Genomic DNA, 19,783 nt, shown 5'->3' on the forward strand with positions numbered 1-19,783 from the left:
GGCTGATTGATTAGAGTATTAGTTAGCTCACCAACCGTCTGCTCTTTCATTCATTTACCTCGTAACACATAACGCCCAATTAAGGTGTGAAGCACGCGGCTACGACACTCAATTTGACTACCGTAAACACCGAACTCAACCCAAACCAAAAATGCCAAGCGTGCTGAATCACTCTTAAATTGTTTGTTATATTTTGAAGCTCGCCGCAGCTAAAAGCTTTACCTCTGGAGAGTCTGCATCGTATTTATACATTTCAAAAGTAGCTCTAGCTGAATCAAAAAATGCATTTGGATTGGCATATTTAGACAAGTCCTCCCCCTTAGGTAGCATTAAGCTTGTTGGTTTAAAACCATCAAATTCTAAAACAGATAACGCTTTTCTATGCTTGGGAAAAACATTGATAAAATCTCGGTAAGATATGTAGTCGACAAGACAAATATCGCCTTTTACATCGATAGTATCGGGAGATCTCCTTAGCACATTTTGCAAGAAGTTTTTCTCATGTTCGAGCACTTTATGTTTGTTTTCTTGAATCGCTGATTCAAGTAGCGCTCCAATTGAACCACTACCTTTTGTATCATGAACATTAGTAACGATTGAAAATGAACCATCTTCATTTTTAACCAGATTGGTCGTTATATAGAAAGGTTCATCAAGAAAGTACAAACTAGGTAATGAGCAATATGTAATTGGCAGGCGTCCATTTACCCCATCACAAGAAACTCTTAGCGACTCTATGCAATCCTCTAAAGCACTGACTAACGCCTTACAAATTGTTTCTTTTTTACACTGAAGCTTATAAGAAAATATCTTTATGCTTTGAACTTTATTCAAGTTCAAAGGTTCTTGCCCTAAGTTATTGTAAAAGGTGCTTTTTACAACATCTTTTAGAACTGTACTATTCAGTGTTTTCTTAACCTCAATAGTTGAAATAACACTAGATGGATGGATGACTACAAACTCATCACACCTATAGATGACACTTCGATCGGAATCATCATATACAAGCACATCAATTTGCTTGCCATGCTTTTTTCTTGTCGAATCAAAGACAAAACCAGTCCCAATGCAATTGTTTGCTGGTGCGAACTCTTTTAAGGTTGTGCGCAGTAGGTTTTCATAAAAACTACCAACTGTTGGAGAGTGTCTAATTATTTTTTCAAACCATTCCATCTCTGATTTAATCTTACGATGAAAGCGATCTGCTAAAAAGTTGTCATCGTCGAGATAGACTTTTTGATAAACACCATCTCCATCCTGTATAACAACACTCGTACCATTTGGAGTTTGCAAATCGTTTAATTTATCTTCATCTTCACAAATGTATTGCACAAAATCTCCTCAAAATATAACGCCTTGTTAAGGTGTGAGGCACGCAATACCGAAGCTTCCGCATACCACCTTAACCGCTAAAACCAACGCATAGTCAAAATGCCACGCGTGCCGAATCACTCTTGAACAATTTGTTAGCTTACTTTTTCAACGCTCATAGATCTTTAAGTGATTCTCTAAGTTTATCCATAGGTTGAATTCCAAGTTCACTACTAACCCAACCATACTGGTCGCCATGGAACCGAGGGAAAATATGCAAATGGTAATGGTCGAGCTCGTTGAAATGAGGTGCCTCTCCGTTGTTTTGCATAAAGCCGATACCATCGGGATTGAACTTAGTTTCTATAGGCTTATATAAATCTCTTGCGACGTCGGTGATCTCTAAAAACACAGACTCGGGCAAGTCGATGAAAGTACGATATTGAGTCTTAGGACAAATTAAAATATGTCCAAAGTTGATTGGGTCATGGTCTGCAAAAGCTATAACTTTGTCAGATTCGTACACGATGACCGAGTCAATTTCACGATTAACAATTTGTTCGACTATCGTGGTCATCTAAACTCCTATCAAAGTATGCTAACGCCGCATTAAGGGGTGAACAACGCAAACCACCCAATCTAAACCATTGTGCCGTAAACACTAAAGCTGATTCAAACCAAAACTGCCAAGCGTTGTGAATCCCTCTTGAATGCTTTGTTAGTTGCCAGATCCAAGGCTTTGATTTGGAGTTGATTACCGCTTTGCCAGCGCTGTTTTTACGTGCTTTGAAAAACTCAAATCAGGCGTAGTTTCAAAGCGCCTGTCACTGAAACCACTTGGGACTCAAAGCGCCGTAGAAAACGGATTAACAACACCAAAACGCTCATTTGAAAAGACAATATCACAGAGCTGACTCTCGACAAGTGAATCGGCTTCTGAAACGGCAAACCAAAACCACACTAATAAACATCGAACGCAACTTCAGCAAACTTACGCCTAAACACAGAATCAGGCAAAAGCAGCACAGACCATTAGCCCTAAATACTCCGCTTTAGCTGCGCTTTTCCCCTTGGCAACTAACGCCGCATTAAGGTGTGAGCGGCGCTTGGCTAAACTTGAGCGAAGCGAAACTGCCAAGCGTTGCGAATCACTCTTAAATGCTTTGTTATAAGTAGCGTTCCATACAAACGCCCGCAAAAAAAACCAGTGTCAAAAACAAATAATGTTTCGGTCTTGCGTTTTTAAACAACCATTTCGCATTCATTTCAGGTGCATGATAAGTGTAGTGATGCGTCCTAGAATGTTTGTTCTGACTTGCATATACACATAGTTCCAACACCAATAAAAGAAATGAAAAAGCAAAAGTACAAAGAACGAAAAACCAGACTCCGAACCAATGTAATTCTGAAGGTAGTAATGGCATAAATGATTGAATCAATTTAGGAGATTGCCAAAAAATAGCCATTACTGCGAAAGGTGTTGCCCAAAACAAAACTTGCGCTCTTTGAGTGGGAAAGAATCTATCTATACCTCGAACTTCAGCACTCATCATTTTCTCCATAGCTTTAACTACTTATAACGCCCTGTTAAGGTGTGAGCAACGCAATACCGAAGCCACTGCATACCACCTTAAACACTAAAACCAACGCATAGTAAAAATGCCACGCGTTGCGAATCACTCTTAAACAGTTTGTTATAGCGCTTTGCCGTTTACAAGTGACCAATGATGAGGCATTAATTCTCGTATAGTCTTGAAAACCAATGCATTCCCTGAAGTCGTAATTGCTGCTTTGACATCCCCACCCCAATGGACGAGGCGCTCTTGGCAAACTCCGCATGGTGACAAAATTAGAAATTCATCGTTCTCGCTCTCACGACACAGGCATAATGAGTGGGTCACTCGCTCATTGAGTTTGTGAGCCTCTAAATACGCTCCCACCTCCATGCATAGTGAAAGAGCATCGTTTTTAGTATCAGGAGCAATGCTTGTTAATATTTTTCCTGACTCTGTTCTAACAGCCGCAGCTCCACCCCAACCAGAAGGATATCGCATATTTACTAGTTCTATTGCTGCTTGATAGAGCTCTTTTTCGATATTATCCATGACCATCCATATTCAATTTTATCGTGCGCTATAACGCCCTGCTAAGGGGTGAGCAACGCAATACCGATGCCGCTGCATACCACCTTAATCACTAAAATCAACGCATAGTAAAAATGCCACGCGTTGTGAATCCCTCTTGAGCAGTTTGTTAGTCGCGAGGCACCGAGCGACAATTTTAAGCCGAACTAAACTTTGCAAACAACAAACCTTATGTGTTTTGATGCACTTAAGTCAGGCGCAGTCTCAAAGCGGCTACTCAATGAAACCACTTAGAACAAACAACGCCGTAGAAAACGGAGTGACAACACCAAAAAGCGCTTTTGGAAAACCAATCTCACAGTGCGGACTTTCAACAAAATCACTGAAACCACGTGAAACTTACCACACCAAAGAAAAAGTCACTTCAGCGAGTAAATCGGCTTTTGTACCAACAAACTCACCGAGCAGGTTTGCAACCAAAAACCGACTCTCGATTGCCCTGCTCTGTCAGCACCAAAGAACAAAACAACCGCTAGGACAGTTACAAAACTTGGGACTTGAAACAGTTGAAACTGAATTTTGACCATCGACGATGAATCTGTGTACCAAACAAACAGCTGCCAAATTTTGAGCTCAGAAACATGATTTTGACTGCTAGCTTTTTCTGGCGACTAACGCCTTGTTAAGGTGTGAGGCACGCAATACCGAAGCTTCCGCATTCCACCTTAACCACTAAAACCAACGCATAGTAAAAATGCCACGCGTGCCGAATCACTCTTGAACAATTTGTTATGCGTATGGTTTAACGCCTAAACGCTTTATCACTTCATGGCTGTGCATTACACGAGAGATGGCACTCTCGGTGAGCCACCAATTATCCCTCCGTGTACTTCGATCGTTTACAAAGTAACTGTGAAGTTCCAAATATTGAGGTAAAGCATTTTTGAATAAGTACTTTGCCCGCTTTATGTGGAAAGCCGTTGTCAGTATTGCCACCGACCTTTTCGCGATTTCACTCTCTACGATAATCTCTGAAGAATATTGTGCATTCTCTACTGTATTTTTTGCATGTCGTTCTAAGATAATATCCGAATCTGGCACACCATTATCCAATGCATACTCTTTCATCGACTCAAACTCGGGCTTTTGATCTATTGCTAAGTTGCCGCCTGACAACAGTAGCTTGGAGACTTTTTTCTCCTTGTACAGTCGTACAGCAGTTGGCATCTTATATTGAGTTGCTTTGTAACTACCCAACACAACAAGCACTTCTGCATGTTGGAACTCATCTTGGTGTGTCGGGAAGACTACCTGAGTAATACTCTCGATTTCTCTTTTGTTCAATCCTAATCCCTTACACGATTGAGTGAATACGCATAACGCCGCATTAAGGTGTGAGCGACGCTTGGCTATACTTGAGCGAAGCGAAACCGCCAAGCGTTGCGAATCACTCTTAAATGCTTTGTTATGCCTTTGACACACCGATTAACCTTTTTACTTCTACTCCCAACGCTTTACAACTTTCGTTAGACCAACCTCTGGATAAGTGGCTAACTGGAAAAACTGTAATATCATTGCCTTGAATAATTACTTTGTTGGCATGGTTTTGCTCAAGCTTTGTTAACGTTAAACTTTCTAGATGCTCTTTTGCATCCTTTCCGTGAACAAGCAAGAACTTAGGTTTGATTGTCGACAGTAGAAAGTTGAATGTTGATGGATCCATTAACTCTTTACCTAGCTCATTCGCTTGAGTTGTTGCCGACATATATAAATTTGTTTCAAGAGCCTTTATCGGAGACACACCATCTGTTATCAAGTCAATACAACGCCTTGTACGACTCACTCTTAAACGCCTAGTCTTACCTTCGTTCAACGGTTTATCTGCCCGCTCTTTTACATAGGTATCAAACCACACCTTTCTATCAAAACCTGAGTCCTGACTCCAAAAATCCCAAAACTGAGCCTTCATTTCTGTTGCGGCATTAAATCCTACGATAAACAACTCACTATCAAGAGGACTACCCGAGCAAACGAATGGTCGAGGATTCTCTATATCAGCTAAATAAGCTTTTAGCTGATTTTCAAAATCTATAAGTTTCATGATATCCCTATTTTCTGAGGGCATAACGCCCTGTTAAGGGGTGAGCAACGCAATACAGAAGCCGCCGCATACCACCTTAAACACTAAGAGCAACGCATAGTGAAAATGCCACGCGTTGCGAATCCCTCTTAAACAGTTTGTTAGCTTAAAGTAGCGAGCTCCTTAGTTTTGCGTAATTTGATTGTACCTTTTTCAAAGCAGCTGGAAGCTTTCTTTCGAGCACAAAGTCAATCTCAGCAATCAAGTCTTTACGAGGATCATTTCCGAAGCCACCGTCCAACTTAGTAAAATAAATATCCTGCAAGTTCGCTTTACGACTAACTTTCATAAAACGTATAAAGTCTGAATACCAGCTATACCCACTTGGTGCATTTCCAGTATGAAAATATGCTTCCACAGAATTACAGTACTCGATGAAACACTTCCAAGTTTTGGGACCAATTAGCCTCCGATCTGCTTGTTGTAACTCACAAGCAAGAGCTTTCGTTAATTCGCGTTGAGCTAAAAGATCAATTCTGCGTTCTTCCAAAAAATCCAATAGCTCTGCAGTTGGTACTTCTTTTTTATCTAGTGACCGTCGGACTTGTGTAAACGATTTTAAATAATCTTTATGTATCCCATCGATCTTCTGTTGAATTGGCTCCACATGCAAATTGAAAAGCTGTTGTTTCCCATTTTCATAACCTTTTACACAACTCACCAACAAGTCAAAAACCTGCTTCATATCCTGAACCTTTCTTATTTAAGCTAACGCCCTGTTAAGGTGTGAGCAACGCAATACCGATGCCACCGCATACCACCTTAAACACTAAAACCAACGCATAGTGAAAATGCCACGCGTTGCGAATCACTCTTAAACAGTTTGTTAGGGCGAAGCTAAAAGAATTTAGCTTCAGCCTCGGTGACAAAGTTCCGATAATAGGTTAAAGCTAACTCGGCAATTTCGACAGGGTGCTGTGTTTTTAATTGCAGCCCTTTATGCTCACGTGGTGGATTATACCAATTACCATTGTTTTTAACTTTGAGCGCTACAACTGTTGGCGGATGATCTTGCACGACTATAGGATCGCCTTTAAATTCCACAATATTACCATTTACAATCTTCATCGACTCTATATAGCCACCTTTAGGGTTAACAAAGTCAATGGTCCTACTACCGGGTTTGACTTCAGCAACCTCTTGGATTGAATGATTGTCAGCGTCACGAGCTTGCTTTACATATTTGAGTAAAGCATCTTTTTTACGTTCTCTCGAGAACTGTCCTTGCCACGGCTGGAATTTGTCTCTAAAACTCTGACAACCACGTTCGGTCTTATTCCACACTTTTTCAATGCAGTTGAGAAAATCTCTCCACTCCTCTTCAAAAATTTCAAAGTTTGGTGCCGCTTTCATGTTACTTAAAGATCTATCCGCTGAACGTAATTCAGCTTTTGCTGCATTTAAAGACATTTGTTAACCATTTCCTCGAAGCCCTAACGCTTTCTATACGGCGATTTGCCGTTTTTCTGGCAGGCTACCGCCTTCTTTCTTATCAAAAGCGCTATCAATCGTAGCACTTATATGCATGAAACAAATAGAAAAACAGTATGAATATGTGTGGTGGCGCGCGCAATTAGGCGGCGCACAGCACGCTAATTTCAAAAATGGTGATACATTAACGGAGCTGTATAAATAAACAGATTAATTTATCATGAAAAGTCAGTTTTTACTTAGTGTAAAAGAGCACATGCTTACTCGTCATTATGCGAATAAAACTATCGAAAGTTATCTATTTTGGATAAAACGTTTTATCACTTTTCACCAGCTCGCCCACCCATCAACACTAGCAGAAGATGATGTCATTCAATTTCTGAGTTACTTAGCGGTAGAAGAAAAAGTTGCGGTAAAAACGCAAGCTTTGGCGCTGAACTCAATATCATTTTTATATCGTGATTATTTTAAAACCCCACTATCACTTGATATGAGATTTCAGAAATCCTTGACCGAAAAGAAACTTCCCGTTGTGTTAACCAGGGAGGAGATCCGAAGATTCGTTCAGCATATCGACCCGAGGTATAGACTCCATATTCAGCTACTTTACGGCTCCGGGCTTCGAGTTATGGAATGTTTACGCTTAAGAGTTCAAGACATCGATTATGATTATGGTGCAGTTCGCGTTTGGCAAGGAAAAGGAGGTAAAAATCGTACAGTCACATTAGCCAAAGAACTACATGAACCACTCAAAGCTCAAGTTAATTTAGCAAGAAACTACTACTTTAAAGATAGGCACATGCCTGGTTATGCGGGCGTATATATCTCTGAAGGTTTACGACGTAAATACCCAAAAGCGGAGCTAGATTTTAACTGGCACTTTTTGTTTCCATCAACAAAGTTAAGCGCAGATCGAGACACTGGTGAACTCCGGAGGCATCATATCAATGAAAGCGCAATACAAAGAGCGGTAAAGCGCGCGGCAAGCGACGCAAGCATTGAGAAAACTGTAACTTGCCACACACTAAGACACAGTTTTGCCACGCATTTATTGGAATCTGGCGCAGACATTAGAACTGTTCAGGAACAATTAGGGCATACTGATGTAAAAACCACGCAAATCTATACTCACGTTATCGAGCGCGGGGCTGGTGGTGTGTTGAGTCCATTATCCAGCCTTTAGAAAAACAAAGCCACCTCGAAAGGTGGCTTTGTTTTATAACTCTTTATTGACGAACACCGAGTTTCACATTGCCTTTTGAATCAAACCAAAGTGCTTGCGAACGGCGACGTCCTATTAGTATCGGACCATCGTCATAAAAGAGAAAGTTCTTCCAGTGCTTTTTAAAAATAGACCATTTCGTTTCGATGACATTGTACTTCTCGTAGCAAAAGTAAACGGTTACATCGTCTTGCCAATCGATATGTGCCTCAGCTTCCGCTGGCATGTCAGGATCATCCGACTCCCACGCAGCCATCCAATCCACAGTTTCAGACCAATTCGCCTCGTTCATTGGCCAGTCTTGGGAACTTAGTCTATCCATATCAGGGCTTTGAGCACTGATATTTTCTTTCCAAAATTGTGCTGAGCGGGCTTGGCTCATCGGCTTAATAAAAGCCAAATCTTCTTCTGGCACAGGCATCGACTGATGCGTAAAAATCCATTTTCTTTGGTATTCGTCCAAAGGCAAATAAGACATTCAGTCTCCTTTATTACGATTTCAGCCAACCTTTCTCTGTGGCTTCTTCAATCAACTCTTTCGCTTTGTCCCATAAGGTAACAGAGCCAAATTCAATTCGTTTATTAATGGTAAGTGCTTGTTCGCGTGAGACACCATGTTCCTTCCAACTCTGACCATTATTATGGTAGTTCAAGAGCATTGGAATTAACCGATCGAGTGCTTTTGCATACTTAGCATCATCGGTCTGCGCGGCTTCAAATTCATGCCAAAGCGCCAATAGCTCTTGCTCCTGATCGCTGGGTAACATACCAAACAAGCGCTCTGCAGCTCTAATTTCTTTTTCTGCTTGCTCTTGAGACGCAGCAGTATCATAAACAAAGGTATCGCCCGCGTCGATCTCTACTACGTCATGTATCAATAACATTTTCATCACTCGGCAAATATCAACAGGTGCATTCGCATGCTCTTCCATCAATATTGCCATCAGTGCGACATGCCAACTATGCTCACCACTATTTTCGAGGCGCCCTTCAGCACTTTTAACTCGAGTTCGGCGCAAAATGCTTTTGAGTTTATCGAGCTCGATTACAAGTGCTAACTGCTTTTCCAATCGTTCCATACTATCGTCCTTCTGGCTGCCAATTCGGATTAATAAGCGACGTTAGAACGTGGTCTTGCCACTCACCATTAATCAAAAGGTAATCTTTTGCATACCCTTCTCGGTTGAACCCTACATGCTCTAGCACAGATTCACTGCGTTTATTGTGAGGCATGTAGCCAGCTTGAATACGATGCAGTTTCTGAACGTTAAACATGTAGTCGCAAGCCATGGTTAATCCACGACGCATATAACCATGCCCTTGCGCTTTTTCAGCGAGAGAATATCCGACGTTACAAGAATAAAAAGGAAAACGACTCAAACTACTAAAGGATATCGTACCTAGCATTTCACCCGAAGAGGCTCTGACTAAAAGGCAATAATACCCCAATCCCATTCGATGCAGCTCATTGAGCTTGATAAGCTTTTGCAACCAACCGTTCACTGAGAAAAAAGCCTCTTCACGTTTCGGTTCAAACGGTTTCAGGTATTCTCGGTTCGCTTGAAAATATTCGGCAATCATATCTGCGTCACCGATTTCAGCGGTACGAAGAAGCAAGTCACCGTCCAACTTATGAACGGCGATAGATGAGCTGTTATCTTCCATTACAAATGATTAATCCCGTCTTTTCGTTCAATTCGATTAATTCTTACGTATACCGTAATCACGCAGTTTATTAGCGATTGAGGTATGCGATACATTCAAGCGCTTAGCAAGCTTGCGGCTTGATGGGAATGACTGATACAAACGTTCCAGAACTTGAGATTCATAATCACGCATGATCTCATCCAAAGAACCGTCGATGTTAAGCGTTGCACTACCAGTGCCGACTGACTGAGGCTGAGGTAAATTGAAGTGATCCGCGTTTAGTATATCACCATCCATTTCCGTGAGCGCTCGAAGAACCATGTTATCCAGCTGGCGCATGTTTCCTGGCCACTGATAATTTGCAAGGGCATCAACTAGACCATCATCAAACTCTGGCTTATCAATCCCAAGCTGTTGAGCATGTTTCGCCACAAACAACTCAAGCAATGGTGCAACGTCGTTTGAGCGCTTACGTAACGGAGGAATGCTGAGCGTAAGTACGTTGAGACGATAATACAAATCTTCACGGAACATTCCTGCTTCAGAAAGCTCGGCAAGGTTATGTTTTGTTGAAGCGATGATACGAACATCGACATGCATCTCATCTTCTGCACCGACACGACGGAAATTACCATCCTGTAGAAAACGTAACAGCTTGATTTGAAGGTGCGAACTCATTTCACCGATTTCATCAAGAAATACCGTGCCGCCATTTGCTTGCTCAAAGATGCCTTTGTGGCCTTGTTCATGATTGAATGAACCCGGCGCATGACCAAAAAGTTCGGTTTCTGCTACATCGTCAGGCATCGAAGCACAACTCAAAACTAGGAATGGCTTGCTCGCGCGGCTAGAACGGCTGTGGCAAGCTTTAGCAAGCATTTCCTTACCAGTCCCCGTTTCGCCCTCAATCAACAATGGTTGGTCAAGCACAGACAGCTTTTTAGCTTGGTTCATTAGTGCTTTATGACGGTTCGATATACCAACAAAGTGCTCAAAACCCAGAGGATTATGCAGCGGTAGCGCTTCTTCAATTCTGGCAACTTGCTGACTAGAGCGAATCGTCATTAGAGTACTCGCTAGAGTCGAGTTTTGCGCTTCGTCTCGGATATAAACGGGCATCAACTCTAGAACATAGTCCAAGCCATCAATCACAAGGTTTTCCCGCGTTCGACCATTAACACCTTCAGACCAACGAGAGAAACGAACACTTGGTAACAAAGCACCGATTTGAGTACCAATCACTTCTTGCTTGTGAAGGCCAAGCAATGAAAGTGCAGACATGTTTGCCATGTCTACGGCACCTTTAAGATCAATGGCAAAAACCGGATCGGGCAAGTTATCAACTAACGAGAGCAGCTCCGTATTGTGGCGCTCCATCGGCATAAACTGGATTTTACGTACGTCTTTCACCCCCGGAATACGGCGGATTTCAGCCATCAGCTCACTAAACGTATCAAAATCAATATCTGGGCAATTCAAATAGATAATACCGCTAATATCGATTTCGATACCACGCAAGTCGATGCTTTTAGACGCTAAAATATCGAGCAGTTCTCGGGTCAAGCCGAGTCGATCTTCACATAAGACTTCAAGACGCACTTAAAATATCCCAATTCACAACTGTCAGGAAAAGTTGACAGTAGTTTCTATCATGCTTGGAATGGCGTCAAGCAATCCTATCCATCAAAGTTGATATTCGTTACGGTTTCATCGTAATTGATGCAACTTTCGCCGCCACTGCCTTGCGTATGGTGCCCAACTTAACCTGACGGTCAGGATACCAGGGTAGTGGACGCAATAAGGTCATCGCTTTCAAGCCCAAACGTGCCGTTAGAATACCAACACCTAGTCCCTGCCCCGCACGAGCAGAAACTTTGCCAGCAAGATCCATCGACATCAAATCCATACTGGCATCAATAGCGAGCTCACTGGCACCAGCCGCCGCCATATTGACAAATACCGCTCTTAGTAACTTGATGCGAGATGCATAACCTAGCTCTACCCCATATACCTTGGAGAGGTTGTCGATCATTTTGAAATTTCGCCAAGCCACCAGCAACATATCAGCGGCAGCCAGAGGGCTCACGGCGACTAGGGCCGCACACTCGGTTGCGTGCTGTGATACGATTTTCGTTGCCAACTTGTCTTGTTGGCTCACAACCATCGAGTCATACATATCAAGAATTTCAGCGTCACTATGAGCAGGGTTAATACTGTTCTGCCAACGATCAAAGCCCGGATTCTCTGCCATCACACCACTTTGTTCTGCTACGGTTTCGCAAAAGGCTTTCCCTTTCCCAACGCTCTCACTATTAACAAGTGCTTCTGCTTCTTCTTGAACACTAAAATGATTTCGTAGTTTTCGCAGTTTCCAAAGCTCTTTACCCATAGCTCCTAAACCAAGCGAAGCGATCGCAGCAATAAACCCCGTCCAGCTTAAGGCTAGCCAATCAGAAGCCTGAATTGCGGTTATAACCGAGTCCACCGCTTGCCAGCCAACCAGACCAGCAAAAGTTGCAAATGCGCCAGTCGCGAGCCATTTTCTGCCCGATTTTGGACGAATGACATGCTCGAGTTGCAATTCCTGTTCGGTCTCCTGGTGCGCTTCTTTAACTTCAACAGGTACAAATGTTTCTTTTTCGCCGAATGTTTGCTGCGCCGTCAACTCCGGTTGATTCGATTGCTGCTCTTTTTCCATTACCTTTTCAGAGAAAACTTGTTTTTGCTTCAACTCACTCATTTCAATTTATCTCCAATCAGGTAATCCAATGCTTTGTCTAAGCGTATGTGCTTCATTGGCTCATCATTCGGTGAGGGCATCGGACGAAACGACGTAAAATCAAACCCGTTGTTTTGCCAATACGCTGCATTTGGTAGCTTTTTCGGCACCTCTCCGGGAAACATAGTCATCGGCTCACCACCCAATGTTGTTCCTTGTAACGCCGGGATGGTCTTATCTCCAGAGGAAATAAACCCCGTCGTGGTTGCTTGGATGGAAGCGATACTCATGCAGCTCATCTCAATATTCTCGTAGGCTGCCGTTTGCCACGCTGGATGCACCATTTGTTGGAGCAGAGACACCAAATTTGGGTGCTGATCGGGCGTGATATGATCCGCTTTTGTAGCAGCAAACAACACTTTGTCGATTTTTGGTGAGAACAAACGACGCAAAAAGCTACTACGACCATAACGGAAGCTATGCATGATCTGTTCTAGCGCTTGGCGCATGTCGTAAAACGCTTCATCACCAGCATTGAGAGGCTGCAAACAATCCACCAGTACAATCTGGCGATCGAAGGTCGCAAAATGATGCTTATAAAACGCTTTCACGACTTTCTGTTGGTATTCCTGAAAACGGGCTTCTAGCATCGCTAAGTTACTGCCCTTGGGCGCTTTGCTTTCTGAATCAACACGACACGGGAAAAACTGTAGCACCGGCGCGCCTGCTAGCTCACCAGGTAATACAAAGCGGCCAGGCTGAACCCAATGAAGGCCAGAGTCTTTACAAGAATGAAGGTACTCTGTGTATGTGTGTGCAACTTTCTCAAGTAGTTTATCATTCACTTCTGCAAAGAGATCCACTTTCTCCAGTTCAGAAAGCCAAGCTTTGGCTAAATCGCCACGCTGGCCTTTAAGTGCATCAAACTGAGTTTGCGACCACGTTGCAAAGTCCATGTCCAATAAAGGCAGGTCGAGCAACCACTCTCCTGGATAGTCGATAATATCAACATTTAAAATTGCGGTTTTACTCAACAGCTTTTTCGTAGTTTTATTTGGTTTGTACTTGAGCGCTAAGCGAATCTCACTCACATCACGTGTCGGTACTGGCCACTGAGGTGGAGTGGCATGAATTTGGCTCATCGCCTCATCGTAAGCAAAGCGTGGCACCATCATATTCGATTGAGGCTCACGCTTCGCCCCAATAAGGCGCTTATCTCTAGCCGCAGTCAAAAGAGGCAAATTGTCATGGGTTGCAGTATGAAGAAGCTGATTCACTAATGACGTGATGAATGCCGTCTTACCGGCACGAGAAAGTCCGGTGACAGCAATTCGAACATTAGAGTCCATACCTCTGTTGATAAAGTCATTAACTTCTTTCTTTATTCTCTTCATTACGCTTCTTTATCTTACTCCACTTTAAAACAACGTTGTCAGCGACTTCGAATTTCGAGCTATGAATACTGTTCTATCCCGAATCCTATGAGTTTAACTTTATATACCTTAATAAAAGATGAACAAAACATCCGGCTTAATGCTGTGTTAAAAAAGAAAAGCCCCTGAGTGGTTCAGAGGCTTACTTAATCTACAGCATTAGTAACTCTATATGCGCTGATTACTATGTTAAACAGGAACCCGCTTTCTTTAAGCCTAGTCGTCTTCGATTAACTTATAGATAACAAATAGAGCGATTTCTAAAATCAACCACAACACACATGTGATGGTCACGTACTTTTCATCAAAGATGCTGATACCGTGAAGAATCAAGTCATAGCCAACAAAGCCACCTATCACTACAGCAAGAATAATTTGTAGAATCTGAATAAAACGAGGCATGCCGTCTCCTAATTATTGTTCGCATAACGTTTGATTGCTATGCCTAAAGGTTTATATCCTTAATTATATAGACAAAAAGTGCAGGTTTCGCTGCACTTTTGTCAATTGTTTGCTAGGTAAATCAGCACCTTGTCACATTCTCTCTACTGAGACGCAGCAAGATTGCCCTTTGCCTTATGCTTCCATCTCTTGAATTTTCACTTTCCAAGTGTCTGGACCAATTTGGTGCGCGTTAACACCATTTGAGTCGACAGCCACTGTTACTGGCATATCTTCAACTTCAAATTCGTAAATCGCTTCCATACCTAAATCTTCAAATGCGACAACGCGAGCTTTCTTGATCGCTTTCGCCACCAAGTACGCAGCGCCACCGACAGCCATTAGGTAAACCGCTTTGTGATTCTTGATAGATTCAACCGTTGCAGGGCCACGCTCAGCTTTACCGATCATGCCCATGATGCCGGTCTTTTCTAGCATCATGTCGGTGAATTTATCCATACGCGTAGATGTTGTTGGGCCAGCAGGACCAACGACTTCATCACCAACTGCATCGACAGGGCCTACGTAGTAAATGAACTTACCGTTTAGATCTACGCCTTCAGGTAGACCTTCACCGTTATCTAGCATGCCTTGAATACGTTTATGCGCAGCATCACGACCAGTCAGAATTTTACCTGATAGAAGAACCGTTTCGCCTGTCTTCCACTCTTGTACTTCTTCTTTAGTAATTGTATCTAAGTTTACGCGACGCGTATTTTCGCCCGCTTCCCAAGTGATGTCTGGCCAATCTTCTAGTTTAGGTGGTGTTAGCTCTGCTGGGCCGCCACCATCAAGCGTGAAGTGCACGTGACGAGTCGCCGCACAGTTCGGTATCAAACAAACAGGCTTAGAAGCCGCGTGCGTTGGCGCAGTTTTGATTTTAACGTCGACAACAGTCGTCAAACCGCCAAGGCCTTGCGCGCCGATACCAAGTTTGTTCACGCGATTGAAGATATCCAAACGAAGCTCTTCTTCTGCGTTTTGTGGGCCACGGTCAATAAGCTCTTGAATATCGATGTGTTCCATTAGAGATTCTTTTGCCAATACCGCTGCTTTTTCAGCCGTACCGCCGATACCAATGCCAAGCATGCCAGGAGGACACCAGCCCGCCCCCATTGTTGGTAGCGTTTTTTCTACCCACTCAGCAATATCGTCAGATGGGTTTAGCATCACCATCTTAGTTTTGTTTTCGCTACCGCCGCCCTTCGCAGCGATCTGAATTTCAACTTTATCGCCCGGAACCATGTTGATATGTACGACGGCAGGCGTGTTGTCTTTGGTATTAATACGTTTACCAGCAGGGTCCATAAGTACTGACGCACGCAACGGGTTATCAGGGTTCGTGTACGCTTGTCGAACACCTTCATCTACCATCTGCTGAACCGTCATGTCGGTCGAATCCCATTGCACGCCCATACCGATGTTGACGAAACACGTCACAATACCAGTATCCTGACAAATTGGACGGTGACCTTCTGCGGACATTCGGGAGTTAATTAGGATCTGAGCAATCGCGTCTTTCGCGGCTTGACTCTCTTCGCGGTGATAGGCTTTTTCAAGAGCTTGAACAAAGTCTAGCGGGTGGTAGTAAGAAATATACTGTAGCGCATCAGCGACACTGCTGATCACATCCTGCTTGCGTATTACCGTCATTACATGCCTCGTTATAGTTATGCTTCCATTATTGGCTTGGCTTCAATCGTGTTTGTTGAGCTTATTGCTCTTTTGAGCTTCGTTTTTTATAAACAATTGTCGAACGGCTGATATCGACACACGAAATGCTGAAGTTGCCTACTTGTAAACCATCTCAAAACCCTATGAATAGAGGGAGTTTGGCTACACAGAGGAATATGATACTCTTGCTGCCCATGACATGCCATGCAGTGAACGATCTCTTTGTCACAAATTACACAAATGAACAACATGGACAATCAATTCATTGATTTTAAAGCGTTGGAATACGCACCAGAGTTTGCTCTTCACCTTTTTTCTCGCATTCAACACCTACCTTGGGCGATGTTGCTGCGTTCTGCATCAAAAACGCATATCGATAGCCGCTTCGATGTGTTGGTCGCCAACCCGATTGCAACGTTAGAAACCACTGCCGACAACACACAAGTTGAAACGCCATCGAATGCCTATTCAACTCAAGATGACCCATTCACGCTGCTTCATCAATTGCAAGAACAGTGGCTTCCTCACGTAGAGTTAAATAAAGAATTGGATTTGCCTTTTGTTGGTGGTGCGCTCGGTTACTTCAGTTACGATTTAGGTCGCCGCGTAGAAACGATGCCAGAAGTGGCAGAAAAAGATCTCAACACGCCGGATATGGCGGTAGGTCTGTATGAATGGGCCGTTGTTGTTGACCACAAGCTTAAAAAAGCATGCCTAGTTGGTCAGAATATCGAGCAAGCTTGGCAGTGGTTAAACGAGCAAAAAGCAGAACAAACCGTTGACTTCGCTTTGTCTGGTGCTTGGCAGTCAAACATGACGAAAGAGAGCTACGCTACTCGCTTTGACAAGGTGCAAGAATACTTGTTGAGCGGTGACTGTTATCAGATAAATTTGGCGCAGCGCTTTAACGCACCGTATCAAGGCAGCGAGTGGCAAGCGTATCTGAAATTAGAGTCCGCAAACCAAGCGCCATTCTCAGCGTTTATCCGTATGCCTGAGTCTTCGATTTTGAGTATCTCTCCAGAGCGCTTTTTAGAGCTCAAAGATCGCGTCATTGAAACAAAACCAATCAAAGGTACTCGCCCACGCAGCGAAGATCCAACGAAAGATAACGCTAATGCCCATGACTTGCAGACAGCGGAAAAAGATCAGGCAGAAAACCTGATGATTGTCGATTTGCTGCGTAATGATATTGGTCGAGTTGCATCACCGGGTAGCGTTCACGCTCCAAAGCTGTTCGATATTGAAAGCTTCCCTGCCGTGCATCATTTGGTGAGCACCATTCGTGCAAATTTGGATGAACAATACGCTCCTGCGGATTTGCTGCGAGCGTGTTTTCCAGGCGGTTCAATTACGGGCGCACCTAAAGTTCGCGCAATGCAGATCATTGAAGAACTGGAGCCGCATCGACGCAGCGCGTATTGCGGCAGTATTGGCTACATTTCACGCCATGGTCGTATGGACACCAGCATTACTATCCGAACTCTTGTAGCGGAACAAAACAAACTTTACGCTTGGGCTGGCGGCGGCGTCGTGGCAGATAGCGATTGCGCCTCTGAGTATCAAGAAACGTTGGACAAGCTTTCAAAGATTTTACCAGCGCTGCAATCGTAGATTTCAACCGCGGACAACGTCGCTTTAATGCTATTGACGAAAACAATCTAAAATGCCTCCAGAACGGATAATGCCGCTCGTTTAACAGCGAGTGGCATATTTCTGTATCTCATCACCCTGCACAGCGACGAAAGAGCGTGATACAGGTTCTTCTATTCAAGCACTTTGTGGTCAAATTTGTTTCATTAACCGCTCATCGTGCTGCTACTAGATTCTCAGTATCGCCAAGGCTCGCTAGAATGACCCAAAAAACATCGTTAAATGATCGGCATTATCCAGCGTGGTGCGTTTTTTGTGTGCTTTATTTGCATGTACTTTAGCTTTTAGCCGTTGGCCAACAAAAATTCTTTTTTAAAAGGCAGCGTCTACTGCTCAAGCCACTTACACATAATCTGTTCAATATCGGTTGCGGTGTACGGCTTAGTGAGGATGTCGTCCATGCCTGAATCAATACACTTTTGACGCTCTTCGATGGTAGTGCCAGCGGTTAATGCAATAATAGGATGAGTAAAGCCACGCTCTCTCAGATACATCGTCGCCTCATAGCCATCCATTTCTGGCATTCGGCAGTCCATGAATATCAGTTCGTAGTCTTTACTTTTCACCGCTTCTAATGCTTCTTTGCCGTTGGCTTTTAAGTCAGGTGTGATGTCGAGTTTTTTCAGCATTTGAGTAACAATGACTTGATTCATTCTGATGTCATCAACCACTAATATTGAGCGTCCTGCTAAATCGCTTCGCTCTATGGTGACCAATTCCCCCTCTGCTGTGCCTTGTGCTTGCCCTTCCTCAAGAGGAATAGCAACTTTAAAAGTTGTCCCTTTGCGCTCTTCACTTTCAAAGCTAATTTGACCTTGCATCAAATCCACAAGGTTTTTACAAATCGCGAGACCTAAACCTGAGCCTTCAAAGCTGCGTTTCGCCGAGCGATCAACTTGGACAAATGGATCAAAGAGTGACGGCTGTGCTTTTATTGGGATGCCAATACCAGTGTCTTCAACCTCAAAATAAGCCGTGCCGTTAAGCCATTCCACCCGTAACACGACGCCACCCAAGTGAGTAAACTTAATCGCGTTTCCCACCAAGTTAACCAAAATTTGTGTAATACGCTCTAAGTCACCGACTAAAAATTCCGGGATCCCCAGCTTTTTGTCGATAGAGAAATGGATGCGTTTTTCCGCAGCCTTAGCTGCAAATACACCCATGATGGCTTTTTCAAGTTCCTCCCAGGCAAAGACTTTATGTATGATTTCCATCATACCGGCATTCATCTTACTGAAATCAAGAAGATCATTAATGATAACTCTCAATAAGTCCCCTGATTGAGTCAGATTGCTCAAGTATTGACGCTGCTCTTCTTCTAATTGGGTTCGACTCAATAACTCCGCACTACCCAATACGCCATTGAGAGGAGTTCGCAGCTCATGGTTAATCATGGCGACAAACTCCTTCGTCGCTTTTTCTGATTCCTCAGCCCGCTTTCTCAGCTCGACCTCTCGCTCTAAACTTAAGTGTCGACCAATAACACCATGAACTAAGTCAGACACGAGCTCCATCTGTTTGGAAATAAAAGACTGATCGATTTGATCTTGCAACACAGAGAAAATCAACTCCCCAACCGTTTCCCCATCAATGATAACTGGCAAATGCAAATTCTCTCCCTGCCAATTAGGAGAGGTTAAAATCTCGTTGTTATGACGAAGCTGTAAGTGACCAAAGTGATGACGACGTAATGAGCTCAGCTTTGTAGCGTCAAGAAACAAGTAAGCCGCAGAAATGATCGAGTTAGAAGTGAGCTGCTCAATAAAGCTCGCTATCATTGCTTCATCGAACGTGCTCGATAAAAAAGTACGACCGAACTTAATCAACGTGGCATCAATTTGCTCTTCAAACTCAAACTTACGAAGATCCTTTTTAGATTTAAGCTCTAGCTTTTTCAATGCAACACTGAGTTGCTGGTTGGATTCATATAACTCTAAGCTTTTCTGTTCCAACAGCTGCTCAGCTGCTTTTCTTGATGCAACTTCTCGTTTGAGTTTCCTTTCTAATGAGGAACTTCCCGTCATA

At 43.3% G+C, this 19,783-nt stretch carries 20 protein-coding genes; 3 read left to right on the forward strand and 17 right to left on the reverse strand.

Annotated features, from left to right (window positions below; all coding sequences use genetic code 11):
* Positions 1-186 precede the first annotated feature (186 nt).
* The 4 genes from R7F67_RS14415 to R7F67_RS14430 all read right to left on the reverse strand — a co-directional run bounded on the left by R7F67_RS14415 (position 187) and on the right by R7F67_RS14430 (position 3,416).
* The gene (locus tag R7F67_RS14415) at positions 187-1,332 is read right to left on the reverse strand and encodes a DUF6602 domain-containing protein (protein WP_047104539.1); all 1,146 of its coding nucleotides are present in this window, start codon (positions 1,330-1,332) and stop codon (positions 187-189) included.
* A 154-nt stretch (positions 1,333-1,486) separates the two neighbouring features.
* Positions 1,487-1,888, reverse strand: coding sequence for an HIT family protein (locus R7F67_RS14420; protein ID WP_213962175.1), 402 nt, complete (start codon positions 1,886-1,888; stop codon positions 1,487-1,489).
* 589 nt (positions 1,889-2,477) lie between these two features.
* Positions 2,478-2,861: a hypothetical protein gene (locus R7F67_RS14425; RefSeq protein ID WP_217844270.1), complete on the reverse strand. Its 384-nt coding sequence runs from the start codon at positions 2,859-2,861 to the stop codon at positions 2,478-2,480.
* 144 nt (positions 2,862-3,005) lie between these two features.
* Positions 3,006-3,416 carry a cytidine deaminase gene (locus R7F67_RS14430; RefSeq protein WP_021033956.1) on the reverse strand — a complete coding sequence of 137 codons (411 nt, stop codon included), beginning with the start codon at positions 3,414-3,416 and terminating at the stop codon, positions 3,006-3,008.
* A 259-nt stretch (positions 3,417-3,675) separates the two neighbouring features.
* On the opposite strand from R7F67_RS14430, the gene R7F67_RS14435 reads away from it, so the two are divergent.
* Positions 3,676-3,978, forward strand: coding sequence for a hypothetical protein (locus R7F67_RS14435; protein WP_318057245.1), 303 nt, complete (start codon positions 3,676-3,678; stop codon positions 3,976-3,978).
* Positions 3,979-4,184: 206 nt separating this feature from the next.
* Here the strand turns inward: R7F67_RS14435 and R7F67_RS14440 are convergent, their stop codons facing one another.
* The 4 genes from R7F67_RS14440 to R7F67_RS14455 all read right to left on the reverse strand — a co-directional run bounded on the left by R7F67_RS14440 (position 4,185) and on the right by R7F67_RS14455 (position 6,945).
* Entirely contained in the window at positions 4,185-4,739 is a 555-nt protein-coding gene (locus R7F67_RS14440) for a YdcF family protein (RefSeq protein WP_080642315.1), read from the reverse strand.
* A 121-nt stretch (positions 4,740-4,860) separates the two neighbouring features.
* Positions 4,861-5,496, reverse strand: coding sequence for a hypothetical protein (locus R7F67_RS14445; protein WP_318057246.1), 636 nt, complete (start codon positions 5,494-5,496; stop codon positions 4,861-4,863).
* A gap of 145 nt (positions 5,497-5,641) precedes the next feature.
* Entirely contained in the window at positions 5,642-6,220 is a 579-nt protein-coding gene (locus tag R7F67_RS14450; protein WP_318057247.1) for a hypothetical protein, read from the reverse strand.
* A 152-nt stretch (positions 6,221-6,372) separates the two neighbouring features.
* Positions 6,373-6,945: a hypothetical protein gene (locus R7F67_RS14455; protein WP_025818894.1), complete on the reverse strand. Its 573-nt coding sequence runs from the start codon at positions 6,943-6,945 to the stop codon at positions 6,373-6,375.
* A gap of 241 nt (positions 6,946-7,186) precedes the next feature.
* On the opposite strand from R7F67_RS14455, the gene R7F67_RS14460 reads away from it, so the two are divergent.
* A complete protein-coding gene (locus R7F67_RS14460) occupies positions 7,187-8,149 on the forward strand; it encodes an integron integrase (protein ID WP_017636093.1) in 963 nt (320 codons plus the stop codon).
* Positions 8,150-8,192: 43 nt separating this feature from the next.
* Here R7F67_RS14460 and R7F67_RS14465 read toward each other — a convergent pair whose 3' ends face one another.
* The 8 genes from R7F67_RS14465 to R7F67_RS14500 form a co-directional block, all read right to left on the reverse strand.
* On the reverse strand, positions 8,193-8,666 hold the full coding sequence (locus tag R7F67_RS14465) for a DUF2947 domain-containing protein (protein ID WP_017636094.1): 474 nt from the start codon (positions 8,664-8,666) through the stop codon (positions 8,193-8,195).
* Between the two features lie 13 nt (positions 8,667-8,679).
* Positions 8,680-9,267, reverse strand: a complete 588-nt coding sequence (locus R7F67_RS14470; RefSeq protein WP_005376917.1) for an HD domain-containing protein — start codon at positions 9,265-9,267, stop codon at positions 8,680-8,682.
* A 1-nt stretch (position 9,268) separates the two neighbouring features.
* The gene (gene rimJ / locus R7F67_RS14475) at positions 9,269-9,853 is read right to left on the reverse strand and encodes a ribosomal protein S5-alanine N-acetyltransferase (protein WP_005388271.1); all 585 of its coding nucleotides are present in this window, start codon (positions 9,851-9,853) and stop codon (positions 9,269-9,271) included.
* 36 nt (positions 9,854-9,889) lie between these two features.
* Entirely contained in the window at positions 9,890-11,434 is a 1,545-nt protein-coding gene (gene tyrR / locus R7F67_RS14480; protein WP_054577016.1) for a transcriptional regulator TyrR, read from the reverse strand.
* 100 nt (positions 11,435-11,534) lie between these two features.
* Positions 11,535-12,575, reverse strand: coding sequence for a YcjF family protein (locus tag R7F67_RS14485; protein WP_005388274.1), 1,041 nt, complete (start codon positions 12,573-12,575; stop codon positions 11,535-11,537).
* Complete coding sequence (locus tag R7F67_RS14490) at positions 12,572-13,948, reverse strand: YcjX family protein (RefSeq protein WP_017820443.1); 1,377 nt, start codon at positions 13,946-13,948, stop codon at positions 12,572-12,574. Before R7F67_RS14490 ends, R7F67_RS14485 begins: the two co-directional genes overlap by 4 nt.
* 255 nt (positions 13,949-14,203) lie before the next feature.
* Entirely contained in the window at positions 14,204-14,389 is a 186-nt protein-coding gene (locus R7F67_RS14495) for a hypothetical protein (protein ID WP_005376906.1), read from the reverse strand.
* 174 nt (positions 14,390-14,563) lie between these two features.
* On the reverse strand, positions 14,564-16,081 hold the full coding sequence (locus tag R7F67_RS14500; RefSeq protein ID WP_054577018.1) for a fumarate hydratase: 1,518 nt from the start codon (positions 16,079-16,081) through the stop codon (positions 14,564-14,566).
* A 270-nt stretch (positions 16,082-16,351) separates the two neighbouring features.
* On the opposite strand from R7F67_RS14500, the gene pabB reads away from it, so the two are divergent.
* On the forward strand, positions 16,352-17,716 hold the full coding sequence (pabB, locus tag R7F67_RS14505; RefSeq protein WP_318057248.1) for an aminodeoxychorismate synthase component I: 1,365 nt from the start codon (positions 16,352-16,354) through the stop codon (positions 17,714-17,716).
* 365 nt (positions 17,717-18,081) lie between these two features.
* Here pabB and R7F67_RS14510 read toward each other — a convergent pair whose 3' ends face one another.
* A complete protein-coding gene (locus tag R7F67_RS14510; protein ID WP_005388280.1) occupies positions 18,082-19,782 on the reverse strand; it encodes an ATP-binding protein in 1,701 nt (566 codons plus the stop codon).
* Position 19,783 lies beyond the last annotated feature (1 nt).

This window comes from Vibrio sp. YT-17, assembly GCF_033337375.1.
Classification (GTDB): domain Bacteria; phylum Pseudomonadota; class Gammaproteobacteria; order Enterobacterales; family Vibrionaceae; genus Vibrio; species Vibrio alginolyticus.